This is a genomic window from Paenarthrobacter sp. CAP02 (assembly GCF_040137855.1).
Classification (GTDB): domain Bacteria; phylum Actinomycetota; class Actinomycetes; order Actinomycetales; family Micrococcaceae; genus Arthrobacter.
Map to the genome: position 1 here is coordinate 106,833 of NZ_JBEEII010000003.1, position 17,217 is coordinate 124,049.

Genomic DNA, 17,217 nt, shown 5'->3' on the forward strand with positions numbered 1-17,217 from the left:
GGTTATACGGCGACCAGGCGTTTCTCAACCTCGGATGCCGAAGGGTTGGTCGCTGCCGTGCCGTCCGGGAAAAGCACGGTGGGAACGGTGCGGTTTCCACCGTTGAGCTGCTCGACGAGTTCGGCGGTGCCATCGACTTCTTCGATGTTGATCTCGGTGTAGCCGATGCCCTTGGCGTCCAGCTGCTTCTTCAGGCGGTTGCAGTAACCGCACCAGGTGGTCGAGAACATGGTGATGGTGCCGGAGTCGGGAGTGAAGTCCACAGAGCTCTCCTCAGTAATTGGGTCGTTTTCGCGGGTTGGTTCCTTCCTGACAACGGTAACCCGGTACCGAATAATTCCCGTGCGGCGGGGGAAGCGCACATGACATCACATGTCCGCGCTGGTGCGTTCCTTCGGGAAAGGGCAGACTGTTCGCATGTGTGGACGCTATGTAATGGCCCGTGCGGTGGGGGACCTGCTCGCCGACTTTGACGCCGAGCTGGAGAACGAGATCGCCTTGGAAAAGTCGTGGAATGTTGCCCCGACAGATGCGGTTCCCGTTGTCCTGGAGAGGGTTGTTGACGATCACCTGAAAAGGCAGCTGCATGTTGCCAAGTGGGGGCTCGTGCCTTCGTGGGCCAAGGATCCCAAGGGCGGTGCCAGGCTGATTAACGCCCGCAGTGAAACCCTCTTGGAGAAGCCCTCCTTCAAGAAGGCCGCCGTTGCGCGCCGGTGTGCGGTCCCTGCCGATGGCTACTACGAGTGGAAGAAGGGTGAGGGAAAGAGCAAGCAGCCCTATTACGTGCACCCGGGGGACGGGCATGGACTGGTCTTCGCGGGGTTGTATGAGTGGTGGAAGGACCAGTCGGCTGCACCCGATGACCCGGGACGCTGGCTGCTTTCGATGTCCATCCTGACCGCAGACACCCCGACGGCCGAATCAGCCCGGACCCGGCGCAGTGCCTCGGTCTTTGACGAACTGACTGCCCTCCATGACCGCGTTCCCTTGCCTATGAGCACCGAGACGATGGAAGCCTGGCTTGATCCGCGCGAAAAGGATGCGGCGGGGTTGGTGGAACTGGTCCGTTCCAGGGCGCACGACGCAGCGGCCGATTGGACCATCGACCCGGTGGGTGCCGCTGTGGGTAATGTCCGCAACAACTCACCGGAACTGATTGAACCCGTGGAAGGGCTCTTCTAGCGGTCAGAGCGCTTCGTTCACGGGGACGCCGGACTGGAAATCCCGGCCGTCTGCTTCGCTGAACGCTGTCATGACATGTCCCTTGCTGAGTCCATGGATGGCAGAGATGGGGAAGTTGCCCGTGATGACGTTGCCGGAGTGCTCCACGCCCTTGATGTCGTAGTTTTCCTCCGCGCTGAGTGCGTGGTTGAACGAGTAGAACGAGATCGCTTCACCGTTCATGAACTCGATCCCCAACCTGCGCTGGGAGGAGTAGTCTTCGCTGGCAGCAACAAGGCCCACGACGTAGGCGCCGGAGCCAGGAATGTTGCCGTCAATTTCGAACCGTGCCACCAGGTTCTCGTCGGAGGCGGAGATGTTGACCTGCTTGAGGAGTGCGTCATTGGTACTCATGGCACAATCCTGCTCTGCGGACCCTCTGCCGTCCACCCCTTGGCGGGTTAGCCCGCCAGGAGGCGCTGGATGTTGCTCGCCACGACTGTGGGCTCAAGGCTTTGTCCACGGCGCGCAGTAAGGGTGTGCAGTGCAAGTCCGTCGCTGTAATCGGCCACAGCTTCCGCCCGTGCCCTGGCATCGGATATGCCCATGGTTTCTAGAACCTGTGCCAAGGCGGAGAGCATCCGTTCGTGACCGGCTGCCACAACGTCGGGTTGGTCGAGTGCGAGGACGAAGCGTGCCCGGGTCAGTTCAGCGTTTTCGTGCGCGAGTGCCACGACTGCGGTGGCGAGTTGACCCGCCAAGGCGGCCACCGACGTCGGAACCTCCAGGGCTCCCTGCTGCAGGATCCGGTTGTCTTGTTGTTCAACACGGTCGACGGCGGCTGCCACCAAAGCGGCGCGGTTGCGGAAATAGTTGGAGGTAGTTCCGACGGCGACGCCGGCTTGGGCGTCGACGGCGCGGTGGGTGAGTCCTTTGAGGCCTTGCGCGGAGACAACGGCGAGCGCTGCGTCGGCCAGGAGTGTGCGTCGGTCAGCCATGGCGAAAGTCTAGCTTCAACCCCTGTTGGTACTACAAATGTAGTAGTACTGTGACCGCATGGAAAACGTAGACATTATTGGCGGCGGCATAGCCGGGCTGGCGCTCGCAGCCCGGCTGGATCCCGGACGCTTCACGGTCACCCTGCACGAGCAAAAACCCCAACTCCCCACTGTCGGAACAACGTTGGCGATGTGGCCCCAAGCCCAGCGGGCCCTGTCCCGGTTGGGGATCCTCGGTGCAGTAAGGGCCCGGGGCTCCATCATCACCGCGGGCGCCCTACGGAAACCGGGAGGAGAGCCGGTGCTGTCCATGGAAGGAGGGGGCTTGCTTGGCGTCTCCCGGACCGAGCTGCTCAGCCTGCTGGACTCCGCCGTGCCGGGCGTCGTACGCCGGGTTACGCAGCGGGTGGAAAGCCTTCCCGCTCCCGCTGGGTTGACGGTGGGTGCGGACGGCGTCCATAGCGTGGTTCGCCAAGCTGCATGGGGGAAACGCAGTACCGCCAAGGCGACGCCGTTCCTGGCCATACGTGGGGTAGTACCCACGGTCCCATCACCCGGGGATGTTGGAGAGTACTGGGGCAAGGGCGAGATTTTCGGCATGGCCCCGGCCTTGGGCGGAACCAACTGGTACGCCTCCTTCAGATCCCACCTGGGTCCAGGGCGGGTCGACGTCGAAGAAGCGCTCGAAGAGACAAGGGGGCGCTATGCCGGGTACTCATCAGCCGTGCAGCAGGTGCTTTCCCAGGCATCCGACAAAAATTCGCTGGCCCAACGCATCTGGACCACCCCTGCCCTTGCCCGCTATGCAAAGGGAAGGGTCGTATTGATCGGAGATGCCGCCCACGCCATGACGCCCAACCTCGGCAGGGGCGCCTGCGAAGCACTCATTGATGCCGTGACCCTGGGAGGGCTGCTCAATGACCTGCCAATAGAGGAAGCGCTCGCCAAGTATGAAAGGAAGCGTGTACTCCGTACTCAGCAAATGCGGTTGGCATCGTCCCTGATGGGCAGGATTTCCCTCGCCCAGCGCTGGCAACCAGCGCGGGATGCCTTGCTGAAGCAAGCGGGAAAGAGTGTCTCCCGAACCCACGGAAAGGCGAAAACTTCGAAGTAGGTTTTGTCGGTACAGCGTCGTAAACTGGAAGTATTCGAACATACTTTCGAATAAGAACTCAGGCGCAAGGAGTGTGGATATGGGACTGTTCAGCGAATCAGTGGACGTCATCTGCGCAGACCAGGGCCAGCCACTGGAAGTCACATGGAAAGGGACCAGCTACAAAGTCACGGGAGAACCGAACCGATGGTTCGAACGGCGCAAGTGGTGGGCAGAGGAAACCCGTGCACCCATCGGCAGCGGAGCAGGGCTGGTTGACCACGAAATCTGGCGCGTACAACTCGAAAACACCATCACCCTCGACGTCGTCCGCCACCTTGGCAGCGGGCGATGGCGGCTACTCCGCATCCACGACGCCGCACCTGCACGCGCCGTTGAACCCGACGAAGCAGCGTGACCCTTGAGCTTCACCCACCTGCACGTCGCAACAGCTTTCAGCGCCCACTACGGTGTCTCATGGCCCGATGAACTTGCCCAAGCCGCAGCAGCAGACTCAGCAACCGCGCTCGCCTGTACCGACAGGGACGGGCTGTACGGAACCGTAAAACACATCAAAGCCTGCATGGACGCGGGCATCGACCCCATTGTGGGGGTCGACCTTGCAGTCTTCGACGACGACGGCGACCACCGCACCCAGATCTCGGGCCGCGTCGTCGTCCTTGCCCATGGCAATAACAATGGGGCCGGATACAGGGCACTCTGCCGCCTCATCTCCGACGCCCATGCACGGACCTCAGGAAAAGCCGGTGGAACCATCCCCGTCGCAGTCACCCGAAGTGAACTCGCCTCACGAACCCTCGACCCCCAAACATTGAAACCTGTCCTCACGGTCCTGATTGGACCGGACTCCGATGTGGGGCAATCCATGGGAGGACGCAAATACCTCCGGCCCCGGACACTCTTCAACGAGTGGATCAACGCCATGCCACCAGGCACCATCGTTGCCGAAACAGTGACCCACCTCAGCGCCCCCGGAGAACCCCTCAGCACCGCCCACGCCGTAAGGATGCTCAAACTGGCGCTGGAATACAACGTCCCTGCGATTCTCAGCAACGCCGTCCGCTACTGCGCACAGGACGGCGCCGCCACCGCCGACGTCCTCGACTCAGCCCGCACCCTCAAATCCCTCCCCGAACTCTCAACCGCCCCAATGCTCCAGCCGACGGGCCAAGGATGGCTCAAGAACGCCCACCAGATGCTCCAACTGGGCAAGGAAATCATGGGCGCCGCAGGCCTCGGGAAAGCAGACCTTCACAAACTCCTTTCCAACACGGAAGCCCTCGCCGACAAATGCCGGATCAACCCCGTCCTCGATATGGGATGGAAAACGCCTGTTGTCCCTGAAGCCTCCATCATCGGTATCGAAAAAGATCCAATGGTCGAACTGTCCGAACGATGCAACGCAGGAATCAGCCGACGATTCCCCGGCATCAGTGGCTCGGCTGAAGAACGGCTGCGCTCGCGGTTGGACCACGAGCTCGGAATTATTGGAAACCTTGGGTTCGGCTCCTACTTCCTCACCGTGGCTGAGGTCTCACGGATGATCCTGGAAATGGGGGTCCGGGTCGCGGCCCGAGGATCCGGTGCCTCCAGCCTGGTCAATTATTTGATCGACATCAGCCAGGTTGACCCGATCCGCCACGACCTCATCTTCGAGCGTTTCCTGTCCGGGCGCCGATCAACCCTGCCGGATATCGACATTGATGTTGAAAGTGCTGAACGGCATAACGTCTATCGAAAAATCTTTGACCGGTTCGGGGCTGAACGCGTCACCCTTATGAGCATGCAAAACGGTTACCGGGCAAGGGGTGCAGTCCGGGATGCGGGCATGGCATTGGGCATGGATGAAGGCGAGATCAGCGGGATCGCCAAGCAGCTGTGGAGGTTCTCTGCCCGGAAATTTCGTGAGGCGCTGGTGGAGAAGCCCGAACTTCGCGAATTTGCCGGGCGGGTGGAACGGGGTGCTTTGGAAGAAAACCAGCAGCTCGATCTCCTGGTGGACCTGACTGAAAGGCTGGACCGCTTGCCCCGCCACATCTCCATGCACCCCTGTGGAGTGATCCTGGGTGACGCCACGCTCCTGGACCGCACTCCTGTGCAACCCAGCGGCTTGGGCCTGCCGATGAGCCAGTTCGACAAGCACGACATGGATCCCATGGGCATGCTGAAACTGGATGTCCTTGGCGTGCGGATGCAAAGTGCCATGGCTTTTGCTGTCCGGGAGGTTATCCGGTTGCATCCGGGCAAGGATGAGGTGGTGAAAGCCGGTCGGCATCCCATCGGGCCGGGCGGTTCAGGTCCTGACTATATTGCGCCGGATGGCAGGATCGACCTCAACGCTGTGCCCTTCGACGACCAGGCCACGTATGAGCTGATCAGGAGCACGCACACCCTGGGGTGCTTCCAAATTGAATCCCCGGGTCAGCGCGAGCTCATTGGCAAGATGGCGCCCCGTGAATTCAACGACCTCATCATAGATATTTCCCTCTTCAGGCCCGGGCCCATGAAATCTGACATGGTCCGGCCCTTCCTGGAACACAGGCACGGCTTTGCCCCTGAGGTCTATCCGCATCCGGACCTCAAACCGGTGCTGGAGGAAACGCATGGCGTCACCGTCTTCCACGAACAAATCCTCAAAACATTCGATGTCATGACCAAATGCGGACTGGACAGGGCTGACGAGTTCCGTCGTGCGCTGGGCGACGAAGTCCACGAACCCGGAGTCGAAAAATTCTTTCGCAAGGAGGCCATCAAGAACTATCCACCAGAGGTCGTGGACAAGGTCTGGGGGACCCTCAAGGCCTTTGGCAGCTTCGGCTTCTGCAAGGCCCATGGGGCGGCGTTTGCCGTGCCCACCTACCAATCTGCCTGGCTCAAGACCCATCATCCCGAAGCCTTCCTCGCAGGGCTGTGGGAACACGATCCCGGGATGTATCCCAAACGCCTCCTGGTCGCAGAAGCCCGCCGGCTCGGCATACCCATCCTCCCGTTGGACATCAACCGAAGCCACGCTGAATACCGGGTCGAAAAAATCCTGGAGGGCCCTGACGCCGGCAAGCTCGGCATCCGTCTGAGCCTGACCGGAATCTATGGGTTGTCCGGGGCGGAGCTGAAGAGAATCGTGGCAGGCCAACCCTACGATTCCCTCGCCGACCTCAGGGCCCGGGCAAGGGTTAGTAAGCCGAACATCAAAAGGCTGGCGCAGTTGGGGGCCTTTGATGCCCTCCATAGGGATTCCGGCGGAAAAGCAAACCGCGCAGACCTCGTACAGCATCTGCAAGCCCTCCAAACAACTCCTGCCCGGAAGGCTGCCGATGTCATTGAAGGGCAACTGTCGTTTGCGCTGGGGGATGTTGAGCTGAGGAACCTGCCTCCGGAACTGCCGGCCCCCACCCGGGTGGAAAATGTCAGGGCGGAGCTTGACCTGATGGCGATGGACGTCAGCGAGCACCTGATGGAGAGCCATAGGCCGTTGTTGGACAAGCTCGGAGTCACTACCGCTGACAAACTTCTGGGGCTTCGGAACGGCACTCAGGTCCTGGTGGCTGGAGTGCGGGTGGCCACCCAAACCCCGCCGATGCGTGGAGGGCGGCGTGTGGTGTTCATCAGCATCGACGACGGCACAGGTTGCGTGGATTCTGTTTTCTTCCACGAAGCACAGGAAGAGTCGGGTCCACTGCTGTTCGGCACCCGACTGTTGCTGATCCGGGGAACTACCAGGAGGACCGGTCCCAGGGGAATCAGCTTGAGCGCCAGCAAAGCATGGGACCTCAGCAAGCCCGAGACGCTGCCCTACGCTGAACTCCTTCCATCCGGAGGTGGGCTGCCTGATGAATACACGCGCCACGGACCTCTTCACGGGATCTCCCGGAACCTTGCCATCACGGGCCTGGGCAGCTGAATCCGGTGACGGCGTGCTGCTTTGGCCGCCTTCATCGAAACCGATACGATTGACGATGGCTGGCTGTGGTCCCCGTACGCCACAAGCTATGAAGCCTCAACCATGAATAGGAGACACCCGTGTCAGATGCCCAACAGATCACCCTCATCGTCGATGGCGAAGAGACCAAGGTGACGGAAGGGACTACCGGCGCGGAACTCTTCTTCGAGCGCCGCGATGTCGTTGTAGCCCGTGTCAACGGCGAGCTGAAAGACCTCGACCAGGTGCTTCCCGCCAACGCTGAAATCGAAGGCGTCACCATCGAATCCCCCGATGGCCTCAATGTTCTGCGCCACTCCACCGCGCACGTCATGGCACAGGCTGTTCAGCAGTTGCGCCCCGACGCCAAGCTTGGCATCGGCCCGTACATCACTGACGGCTTCTACTTCGACTTTGACGTAGCCGAGCCCTTCACGCCGGAAGACCTGCGTCAGCTGGAAAAGATGATGCAGAAGATCATCAACCAGAACCAGAAGTTCGTTCGCCGGGTGATCACCGAAGAAGAAGCCCGCGAAGCCATGGCAAACGAGCCCTACAAGCTCGAACTGCTGGGGAAGAAGAATGACTCAACCGACGCTGTTGAAGGTGTCAACGTTGAAGTCGGCGCCGGCGATATCACCATCTACGACAACGTGGACAGGAAGAGCGGCGAGAGCGTCTGGTGCGATTTGTGCCGCGGACCCCACCTGCCCAACACCAAAATCATTTCCAACGCCTTTGCGTTGACCCGTTCCTCCGCCGCCTACTGGCTCGGTAACCAGAACAACCAGCAGCTGCAGCGCATCTATGGCACGGCATGGCCTACCAAGGAGGCCCTCAAGGCCTACCAGGAACGCATTGCCGAAGCCGAACGCCGCGACCACCGCAAGCTCGGCGTCGAGCTGGACCTGTTCTCTTTCCCGGATGAGCTTGGTTCCGGCCTCCCCGTTTTCCACCCCAAGGGCGGCATCATCCGCAAGGAGATGGAAGACTATTCGCGCAAACGCCATGTGGATGCCGGCTACGAGTTCGTTTACACGCCGCACATCACCAAGGGGCACCTTTACGAGGTTTCCGGCCACCTGGATTGGTACAAGGACGGAATGTTCCCTGCCATGCAGGTGGATGCCGAATTCAATGAAGACGGTACCGTCCGCAAGCCGGCCCAGGATTATTACCTGAAGCCGATGAACTGCCCCATGCACAACCTGATCTTCCGCTCGCGTGGCCGTTCCTACCGCGAACTGCCGCTGCGTTTGTTCGAATTCGGATCTGTGTACCGGTACGAGAAGTCCGGCGTCGTCCATGGCCTGACGCGCGTTCGCGGCATGACACAGGATGACGCCCACATCTACTGCACGCGCGAGCAGATGAAGGACGAACTCACCACTACCCTGAACTTTGTCCTGGGCCTCCTCAAGGATTATGGTCTGGACGACTTCTACCTGGAGCTCTCTACCAAGAACGAGGAAAAGTTCGTCGGCGACGACGCAGCCTGGGAAGAGGCCACGCGCACGCTCTCCGAGGTCGCCGCCGCCTCGGGCCTGGAACTGGTCCCGGACCCGGGTGGAGCAGCCTTCTACGGTCCCAAGATCTCGGTGCAGGCCAAAGATGCACTGGGCCGGACTTGGCAGATGTCCACCATCCAGCTGGACTTCAACCTGCCCGAACGCTTCGAACTGGAGTACCAGGCCGCCGACGGCACGCGCCAGCGGCCGGTCATGATCCATCGCGCCCTGTTCGGTTCTGTAGAACGCTTCATGGGCGTCCTCACCGAGCACTATGCCGGTGCCTTCCCCGCGTGGCTGGCTCCCGTCCAGGTAGTGGGCATTCCCGTAGCGGAGACGTTCAACGACTACATGTTCGACGTCGTGGACCAGCTCAAGGCTGCAGGTATCCGGGCTGAAGTGGATATCTCCTCTGACCGCTTCCCGAAGAAGATCCGAACTGCCAGCAAGGACAAGATCCCGTTCGTTCTCATCGCCGGGGGAGAGGACGCCGAAGCCGGTGCTGTATCGTTCCGATTCCGGGACGGCAGCCAGGATAATGGCGTGCCCGTGGCTGAGGCGGTCCGCCGGATCGTGGACGCTGTCAAGAACCGCGAGAGCTGACAGGACGGGACATAGACGGTGCAGGAGAACACAGGCGCAGCAGACGGCATTCCAAGCGACGCCGAAGTAACAGATGACTTCGGACTCGCGGGCGTCCCGGACGCATTCCAGCGCCTGTGGACTCCGCACCGGATGGCCTACATCAAAGGCGGGCAGGATCAGTTCAAGAACAAGGACGATTGCCCGTTCTGCGTAGGACCCACCCGTTCTGATGAGGAATCCCTCATCGTCCACCGGGGAAAGACCTGCTACGTGGTCCTCAACTTGTTCCCGTACAACCCGGGGCATCTGTTGATCTGCCCCTACCGCCACGTGCCCGACTACACGGACATCACGGTGGAGGAGACGGCCGAGTTCGCTGAACTGACCCAAACCGCAATGCGCGTCCTGCGGAAAGTCTCCAACCCGAGTGGCTTCAACCTGGGCATGAACCAGGGAGTAACGGGTGGCGCCGGCATCGCCGCGCACCTGCACCAGCACGTCGTTCCGCGCTGGGGTGGGGACGGGAACTTCTTCCCCATCATCGCCCAGACCAAAGCCATCACGCAGACACTCGATGAGGTCCGCAAGCTTGTGGCTGAAGCCTGGCCGGGGGAGTCGAATGCTCAATAGGCATGCACGCGGCTTTTTTACCTCACTCTTTACCCCACTGGCCCGCTGGCTCCTCAGGATAGGTGTGTCCCCTGACGCCGTCACCATTGCGGGGACAGCGGGCGTGATCCTCGGCGGACTGGTCCTCTACCCGCTTGGCCATTTGTGGTGGGGCTCAGTGGTGATCGCTTTCTTCGCCTTCTCGGACGTGGTGGACGGCATCATGGCCAGGTTGCAAGGACGGAGCGGGAGGTGGGGAAACTTCCTGGATTCCACCTTGGACCGGTTGGCTGACGGTGCCATTTTCGCGGGCCTTACCATCTGGTTTTTCACCGGAGGCCACGACCCCGCCATCGGAGCAGCCGCCGTCGTATGCCTTGTCCTGGGAATGGTGGTCTCCTACGCGCGGGCCAAAGCCGAATCCCTTGGCTACCAAGCCAGTGTTGGGATCGCTGAGCGCGCCGAACGTTTGGCCTCCGTCCTGCTGATTGCCGGACTTACGGGACTGGGCCTTCCACCTGTCGTGCTGTTCGCCACCTTGGTCCTGCTTGCCATTGCCAGTGTGGTCACGATCGTCCAAAGAATGGCCGCCGTCCATCGGCAGGCCATGGCCGAGGTCGAGGGAACTGGCATCTGACCAGAGTGTCGCTTGCGCATTTGTGCAGGCGTCCTACCACAGCACTGTTTGTTGCCCCCAAAGGCAGTAATGAATGTACTGCGGCCCTGCAACCTGCGACTACTATTACTAGTACTTGGTCACCTTGACCTGAAACCCGGTGTGCACTGATAGCGGTCGTCTGGCTGCGCGTGGCTCCGGCAAGAAGGTCGTTTATCTACCCATAGGGGTTTTTGTGTCTACACCAGATGTAAGCAACGAAGCCGGTTCGTCCGCGAACAGCGTCACGGGCAGCAGCCGCGTTAAGCGGGGCATGGCTGAGATGCTCAAGGGCGGCGTCATCATGGACGTCGTTAACGTCGAGCAGGCCCGTATTGCCGAGGACGCCGGCGCCGTTGCCGTGATGGCTCTCGAGCGTGTCCCGGCTGATATCCGCGCCCAGGGTGGCGTGTCCCGCATGTCCGATCCGGACATGATCGATCAGATCATCGCCGCCGTGTCCATCCCGGTGATGGCCAAGGCCCGCATCGGCCACTTCGTCGAGGCGCAGGTCCTGCAATCCCTCGGCGTTGACTACATCGACGAGTCCGAGGTCCTGACCCCGGCCGACTACATCAACCACATTGACAAGTGGAACTTCACCGTTCCCTTCGTCTGTGGTGCGACCAACCTGGGTGAGGCGCTGCGCCGCATCAACGAGGGCGCTGCGATGATCCGTTCCAAGGGCGAGGCCGGTACCGGCGATGTGTCCAACGCGACCGGTCACATGCGCAAGATCCGTGCCGAGATCGCCAAGCTCGCCGCCCTCCCCGAGGACGAGCTGTATGTTGCGGCCAAGGAACTGCAGGCCCCGTACGAACTGGTCAAGGAAATCGCTGCCACGGGCAAGCTTCCGGTGGTCCTGTTCACCGCCGGTGGCATCGCGACCCCGGCTGATGCTGCGATGATGATGCAGCTCGGCGCCGACGGTGTGTTCGTGGGTTCCGGTATCTTCAAGTCCGGTAACCCGGCAGAGCGCGCAGCCGCCGTGGTCAAGGCCACCACGTTCTACGATGACCCCGATGTCATTGCCAAGGTCTCCCGTGGCCTGGGCGAAGCGATGGTCGGCATCAACGTCGACGAAATCCCGCAGCCCCACCGCCTCGCCGAGCGCGGCTGGTAAATAGCAAAAGCAGTACGACGCCGGGTGGTCGCCTCACAGAGGTGGCCACCCGGCGTCGTTGTCAGCTCAGTCCCCGGCGCGTGAGCAGCGGTTCCAGTTCGGCATCACGGCCCCGGAATGCCCTGAACGACTCCAAGGGGTCGCGGCTGTTTCCCCGGGACAGCAATTCTGCCCGGAAGTGATCGCCGTTCGCGCGGTTGAGGCCCCCGTTTTCCTTGAACCATTCCACGGTGTCGGCATCCAGAACCTCGCTCCAAATGTAGGAGTAGTATCCGGCCGCGTACCCTGCGCCGGCAAAGATGTGCTGGAAATACCCGGTCCGGTAGCGTGGTGGAATCAGTGGGTGGGCGACGCCGGCCTCGGCCAGGGCCTTAGCCTCGAAGGCCAGCACATCATCGGGTACATCCGCAGCGGAGAGCACATGCCAGGCAAGGTCCAACAGCGCCGCGCCGAGGTATTCCGTGGTTGCAAAACCTTCACCCCATAGCAGGGAGTCGTTGAGTTTATCGACGATGTCCTGGGGGAGTGGCTCACCAGTTTCATGATGGCGGGCATAGTTGGCCAGGACCTCAGGCCACATGATCCACATTTCGTTGACCTGCGACGGATATTCCACGAAGTCGCGTGGCACGGAGGTTCCTGAAAAACGTGGGTACGTGACGTCCGAGAGAAGGCCGTGGAGTGCATGGCCAAATTCGTGGAAGACAGTCCGCACCTCATCAAGGGTGAGCAGGGTCGGTTCTCCCGGAGCCGGCTTGGTGATGTTGAGGTTGTTGATCACCACGGACTGTGTCCCAAGCAGCGTGGACTGGTCCATGAGGGAGTTCATCCATGCGCCCCCACGCTTGGACTCCCGGGTGTAATAGTCGCCAAGGAAGAGGCCAAGGCCGGTGCCGTCGTCGTTGCGGACTTCCCACACCCGGACGTCTGGATGGTAGCCCTCCAGGTCGTCCCGCTCGTGGAAGCTCAATCCGTACAATTGTGTGGCCGCGTGGAACACCCCGTCGCGCAATACGGCGTCCAAAGTGAAATATGGCCGGAGCGCCTGTTCGTCCACCTGGAACTTGTCCTTGCGTACGCGGGACGAGTAGAAAGCCCAGTCCCAGGCTTCCAGTGGGTGGCCCGCAGACTGTGCCAAGGCATCGGCTTCCGCCTGAGCGTTCCGCACTGCAGCGGGCGCCAAACGGCCAAGCATTGCCTGAACTGCGGCAAAGTCCGGTGCGGTTTGTTGATCCACTACCAGTTCGGCGTAGTTGGCGAACCCCAGGAGCGATGCTTTCTCCGAACGCAGCTGCACAGTAGCCGTCACAAGTTCGCGCACATCCAGCGGCCCGCCATCGGTGCCGCGGGCGAGGGACGCTTCATGCAGGCGACGTCGGATGCTCCGGTTTTCCAATGAGGCGAGGGCCGGCTGGTTGCTGGGTTGAATAAGGGTGATGAGGTACTTACCGTCGTGGCCAGCGGCTTTGGCGGCCTCTGCAGCACCGGCGACGTCCTCGGAAGAAAGGCCGGCCAGGTCTGACTCGTCATCCACGAGCAGGGCCGAGGCCTTCATGGCGTCTTTTACGCGTTGGCCAAACCCGGTTCCCAACCTGGAGAGCTCGGCGTTGACGTCGCGCAGCCTGCGCTGCCCGTCATCATCGAGTTGGATGCCCGACTGCCGGAACTCCTTGAGGTATTCCTCCACGAGTCGCGACGACTCAGGATCGAGGCCGGTCACGTCGATTGCCGCGAACCGCTCGTAGAGTCCGCGGTCCATGTACACCGCATCCTGGTGGGCGGAGAACTTGGGTGATAGTTCGATTTCCAATGCCTTGATGTCGTCCGTGGCATCCGCTGAGACCAACGTATAGAACGCTGATGCGGCCCTGTGCAGGAGCCTCCCGGAGCGTTCCATCGCCACGGCAGTGTTCTCGAACGACGCAGCCTCCGGGTTCTCCACGATGAGTTTGATCTCTTGCAGGTGCTCCGCGAGCCCTGCCTCGACGGCCTCGGCATAGTGGCCGGATGTGACTCCGCCGAACGGCGGGAGTCCATATGGCAAGGGACTGGGACTCAGGAGAGGATTGGTCATGAAGTGACTCTTTCACGTAAGAATCGTGTCCTCAATAGCGGCGCGCCCTGATCCAGCCTACTGCGGCCGTAGGATGGCAAATATGGGGAAGTTCACAAAGTCGTGGGCATACGCCACGCGCGCGTCGAGGCTGAAGCTGGCCATCGTTGCTGCCCTTGCACTGTCGTTGAGCGCCTGTGGGGTGATGGCCGAAAATAACCAGCAGGACGGCAGCAACGCAGCCACGGCCCCAGCCACGAAGTCTTCATCATCGCCTACTCCAACACCGGCTCCCAACCCAACCCCCGGAAAAGGGCCCGCCTGTCCGGAACTTCGGTGCACCTCGATTACGGTGACGGGAGACATGCTGGTCCACACCCAGCTCTGGCAGCAGGCCAGGGCAGACGCCGTAGCCGCGGGATTGCCTGGGTACACCTTCGTGCCACTCCTTGAAGGGCAGCGGCGTTACATCAGCAAAAGCGACCTCGCCATCTGCCACCAGGAAACCCCTGTCGGCACACCCGACGGTCCCTTCTCCGCATACCCGTCCTTCAATGTTCCACCGCAGATCACTACCGCTTCCAAGGACGTCGGCTACCAGGCGTGCACCACCGCGAGCAACCACACTATCGACCGCGGGACCGAAGGACTGCTCCGCACCCTGGACGCCCTGGATGCCGCAGGGCTGAAGCACACCGGTTCCTACCGGACGGAAGCGGCGTCCAAAGAGATTCTGATGCTTCAGACCGATGCTGCCAGGGTGGCCGTCATCGCCGGCACCTACGGCCACAACGGGCAGATCCCCGAATATCCGTGGCTTGTGGACGAGCTTGATCCAGCCGCAATGATCGCTAAAGCGACTCGCGCCAGAGCGCTCGGGGCCGACATTGTCCTGGGCGTCATGCACGCCGGCGACGAGTACGCGAGCGAGGCCAACGTACAGCAACAGGAAGTGGCGCACGCGCTGGTGGACAGTGGCCAGTTCACCATGATCTACGGGCACCACACCCACTCAGTGCTCCCGATCGAAAACTACAAGGGAACATGGATCGTCTACGGACTGGGCAACGGCATCACCGAGTTGTCCCCCTGGTATGTCGTCAACAATGAGGGTCTCCTGGTCCGGGCACAGTTCAGCCAGAACGCTGCCGGCACCTGGACCGCGTCGGATCTCGCATGGGCGCCGTCGGTCATTGTCCGCGACCCGTACCGCTGGTGCTCAGTGGCAAGCGATGCACCCCAGGGGGTGTGTGCCTCTCCCGCGGCGGATGCCGAGACACATCAACGCACCAAGACGGTTGTCGAGTCCATGGGCGCGGCCTCCGCCGGCGCCCACGAACTGCTGATCACTAAGGAGAAATAGGGCCTAGCGCGGCCTCCGGGCGGCGTGTTCGCGCGCGAGGCGGGCAAAATCGTCGTCGGGCTCTCCCGGGACGAAAGAGCCGAACTTGCGCTCCGCAGCGGTCCGGATCAGGAAGTCCGCAATCGCCGGGTTCTTCGGCAGCAACGAGCCATGCAGATAACTTGCCACAACATTGTTGTAGCGGGCGCCTTCGTGGCCGTCCTTGCTGTTGTTGCCGGCACCCTTGGTGACCGTTCCAAGAGGTTCGACGCCGGGACCCAACGTGGTCTGTCCGCTGTGGTTCTCGTACCCCAGGATGTCCCCGAACTCGGTGGACTTCATGATGACATTGCCAATCAGCCGTTCATCCGTTCCGTGGGTTTCAACATCCAGGATGCCGATTCCCGGGATCACAGGGCCGGTGCTGGTCTTGAAGAACTTGCCGAAAAGCTGGTAAAGCCCGCAAATTACCAGCATGGGGGCGCCGTCGTCGGCCATTCTCCTGAGGTGGGGCGCCTGGGCCTGGAGATCGTCCTGGATGACCAGCTGGCCACTGTCCTGACCGCCGCCGCCCACCACAATGTCGATGTCTTCGGGGAATTCATCGCCAACGTTGTACTCAAGCAGTTCAGGCGTGTATCCGTGCCACTTGATGCGCTGCTGCAGGACCAGGGCGTTGCCCCAGTCGCCGTAGATGTTCATCTCTTTGGGATAGAGCTGAAGGACGCGGATGGTGCCCTTGCTGGGCTGCGTTTCCGGGCTGGGCTGTGTTTCCGGCTTGGGCTGTGTTTCCGAGGTCATGAGACCACCTCAACTATGGTGATTTTTGCGAGCTCACGGCGAATGGCGAGCATGGAGGTGTAGGTGCAGAAGACCCGCTTGGGTTTGCCGCGGGAGCCATCAATGAACGTGCGGAGGGCGGCGGTGATGTCCGGCTCCACAACTCCGAACCGGACGTCGTCGTATTGAAGACGCAAGGCCATGTCATAGGCCCGGACGCCCGTGAGTACCTCCACCCCGTTTTCACGGAGGGAATCGAACTCCACGTCCCACAGCCAGGACATATCCCTGCCGTCAGCGTAGTTGTCGTTGATGGCGATCATGGTGGCATAGCCGCCGGCGGGGAACGACTTGAGGCCAAGGCGGAATCCGCTGGGGTTCTTCACAAGGACCAGCTCAAGCGGCTGCCCGTCCACCGTCAGGCTCTCTCCACGGCCGAAGGCGGGAGCAACCTCACCCAGGGCCTTGACCAGTTTGGGCGTATCAACAGGGCCGGTGCCAAGGATCGCCCTGGTAAGCGACAACGCGGCGGCGGCATTGAAAATGTTGTAGACCCCGCGGAGCTTCATGGCGGTACTGACGGTCTCGCCGTCGAACTCAAAGTCGGCGTCCTGCGCGCCGACCCTGCGGAGCACGACGTCGGCAGCCGGCAGGTCTACTGCCTCACCGGGCGCTGCGGCTACCGAAGTTCCGGACGGTGAAGGGCCGCTGCCGGTGCGCATTTCGTCGTCGTTGGGGAACGTGCTGCGCAGTGACTCATCCAGGCCGAAGTACCGGATGGCGGGGTGGTGGACGGCGTCCAGGCTGTTGACGACGTTGGCGATCCGCGCAACACGCGGATCTTCGCGGTTCAGGACAACGGTGTCGGTTGTCTTTGAAGCGATGTGCTCCAGCAAACGGGCAGTCTTGTCGATCTCGCCGAAGCGGTCCAGCTGGTCCCTCAGGACGTTCAGCAGGAGGCTGTAGCGTGGCTGGACCTTGTTGACGAAATGCACTGCATGGGCTTCGTCGAGTTCCAGCACGGCAATATCCGCCTTGAGGCGGCCACGCCAGTCGACGTCACCCAGCAGGGAAGCTGCGACACCGCGGGTGAAGTTGCTTCCGGACCGGTTGGTGAAGACTTTCAAGCCTTGGCTTTCGAGAAGCTCCACCACCATTTTGGTAGTGGTGGTTTTTCCGTTTGTGCCACTCACCACGGCTACGCCGTGCGGCAGGGAAGCCAACGTTCGCTGCATGAAGCCGGGGTCGATTTTCTCGACCACCAAGCCGGGAAAAGCCGAGCCGCCGCCCCGAAGCCGGGAGAGCCTGCGGACCAGCTTGCCGAGGGGAACGCTGAAGGAAAGCATGCTCTGTAATATATCCCAGTCATG

The 17,217-nt window shown here is 61.5% G+C and carries 15 protein-coding genes; 9 read left to right on the forward strand and 6 right to left on the reverse strand.

Annotation, left to right across the window (positions count from 1 at the left end; genetic code table 11):
- Positions 1-2 precede the first annotated feature (2 nt).
- Entirely contained in the window at positions 3-263 is a 261-nt protein-coding gene (locus ABHM97_RS06115) for a mycoredoxin (RefSeq protein ID WP_091467878.1), read from the reverse strand.
- A gap of 154 nt (positions 264-417) precedes the next feature.
- On the opposite strand from ABHM97_RS06115, the gene ABHM97_RS06120 reads away from it, so the two are divergent.
- Positions 418-1,182 carry an SOS response-associated peptidase gene (locus ABHM97_RS06120; protein ID WP_349469967.1) on the forward strand — a complete coding sequence of 255 codons (765 nt, stop codon included), beginning with the start codon at positions 418-420 and terminating at the stop codon, positions 1,180-1,182.
- Between the two features lie 3 nt (positions 1,183-1,185).
- Here the strand turns inward: ABHM97_RS06120 and ABHM97_RS06125 are convergent, their stop codons facing one another.
- Together ABHM97_RS06125 and ABHM97_RS06130 are read right to left on the reverse strand one after the other, a co-directional pair.
- The gene (locus ABHM97_RS06125; protein WP_235520807.1) at positions 1,186-1,575 is read right to left on the reverse strand and encodes a hypothetical protein; all 390 of its coding nucleotides are present in this window, start codon (positions 1,573-1,575) and stop codon (positions 1,186-1,188) included.
- Positions 1,576-1,622: 47 nt separating this feature from the next.
- A complete protein-coding gene (locus ABHM97_RS06130) occupies positions 1,623-2,159 on the reverse strand; it encodes a TetR/AcrR family transcriptional regulator (RefSeq protein ID WP_349469968.1) in 537 nt (178 codons plus the stop codon).
- A 58-nt stretch (positions 2,160-2,217) separates the two neighbouring features.
- Between ABHM97_RS06130 and ABHM97_RS06135 the strand changes: the two genes are divergently transcribed.
- The 7 genes from ABHM97_RS06135 to pdxS all read left to right on the forward strand — a co-directional run bounded on the left by ABHM97_RS06135 (position 2,218) and on the right by pdxS (position 11,672).
- Positions 2,218-3,273, forward strand: coding sequence for an FAD-dependent monooxygenase (locus tag ABHM97_RS06135; protein ID WP_349469969.1), 1,056 nt, complete (start codon positions 2,218-2,220; stop codon positions 3,271-3,273).
- A gap of 79 nt (positions 3,274-3,352) precedes the next feature.
- A complete protein-coding gene (locus tag ABHM97_RS06140; protein ID WP_349469970.1) occupies positions 3,353-3,670 on the forward strand; it encodes a DUF6504 family protein in 318 nt (105 codons plus the stop codon).
- A gap of 3 nt (positions 3,671-3,673) precedes the next feature.
- Complete coding sequence (locus ABHM97_RS06145; protein ID WP_349469971.1) at positions 3,674-7,174, forward strand: DNA polymerase III subunit alpha; 3,501 nt, start codon at positions 3,674-3,676, stop codon at positions 7,172-7,174.
- Between the two features lie 119 nt (positions 7,175-7,293).
- Positions 7,294-9,303, forward strand: coding sequence for a threonine--tRNA ligase (thrS, locus tag ABHM97_RS06150; RefSeq protein WP_349469972.1), 2,010 nt, complete (start codon positions 7,294-7,296; stop codon positions 9,301-9,303).
- A gap of 18 nt (positions 9,304-9,321) precedes the next feature.
- Positions 9,322-9,915: an HIT family protein gene (locus tag ABHM97_RS06155; protein ID WP_349469973.1), complete on the forward strand. Its 594-nt coding sequence runs from the start codon at positions 9,322-9,324 to the stop codon at positions 9,913-9,915.
- Positions 9,905-10,531, forward strand: a complete 627-nt coding sequence (pgsA, locus tag ABHM97_RS06160) for a phosphatidylinositol phosphate synthase (protein ID WP_349469974.1) — start codon at positions 9,905-9,907, stop codon at positions 10,529-10,531. Before ABHM97_RS06155 ends, pgsA begins: the two co-directional genes overlap by 11 nt.
- 214 nt (positions 10,532-10,745) lie before the next feature.
- Positions 10,746-11,672 carry a pyridoxal 5'-phosphate synthase lyase subunit PdxS gene (gene pdxS, locus ABHM97_RS06165; RefSeq protein ID WP_257367976.1) on the forward strand — a complete coding sequence of 309 codons (927 nt, stop codon included), beginning with the start codon at positions 10,746-10,748 and terminating at the stop codon, positions 11,670-11,672.
- 61 nt (positions 11,673-11,733) lie between these two features.
- On the opposite strand, the gene ABHM97_RS06170 is transcribed toward pdxS, so the two are convergent.
- Positions 11,734-13,746 carry a M3 family metallopeptidase gene (locus tag ABHM97_RS06170; protein ID WP_349469975.1) on the reverse strand — a complete coding sequence of 671 codons (2,013 nt, stop codon included), beginning with the start codon at positions 13,744-13,746 and terminating at the stop codon, positions 11,734-11,736.
- Positions 13,747-13,819: 73 nt separating this feature from the next.
- Here ABHM97_RS06170 and ABHM97_RS06175 point away from each other — a divergent pair, with 73 nt between their 5' ends.
- A complete protein-coding gene (locus tag ABHM97_RS06175; RefSeq protein WP_502921262.1) occupies positions 13,820-15,088 on the forward strand; it encodes a CapA family protein in 1,269 nt (422 codons plus the stop codon).
- A 3-nt stretch (positions 15,089-15,091) separates the two neighbouring features.
- Here ABHM97_RS06175 and ABHM97_RS06180 read toward each other — a convergent pair whose 3' ends face one another.
- Both ABHM97_RS06180 and ABHM97_RS06185 read right to left on the reverse strand, forming a co-directional pair.
- Entirely contained in the window at positions 15,092-15,868 is a 777-nt protein-coding gene (locus ABHM97_RS06180) for a type 1 glutamine amidotransferase (protein ID WP_235520789.1), read from the reverse strand.
- The gene (locus ABHM97_RS06185; protein WP_257367980.1) at positions 15,865-17,193 is read right to left on the reverse strand and encodes a Mur ligase family protein; all 1,329 of its coding nucleotides are present in this window, start codon (positions 17,191-17,193) and stop codon (positions 15,865-15,867) included. The genes ABHM97_RS06180 and ABHM97_RS06185 overlap by 4 nt, the downstream gene beginning before the upstream one ends.
- Positions 17,194-17,217: the final 24 nt, after the last annotated feature.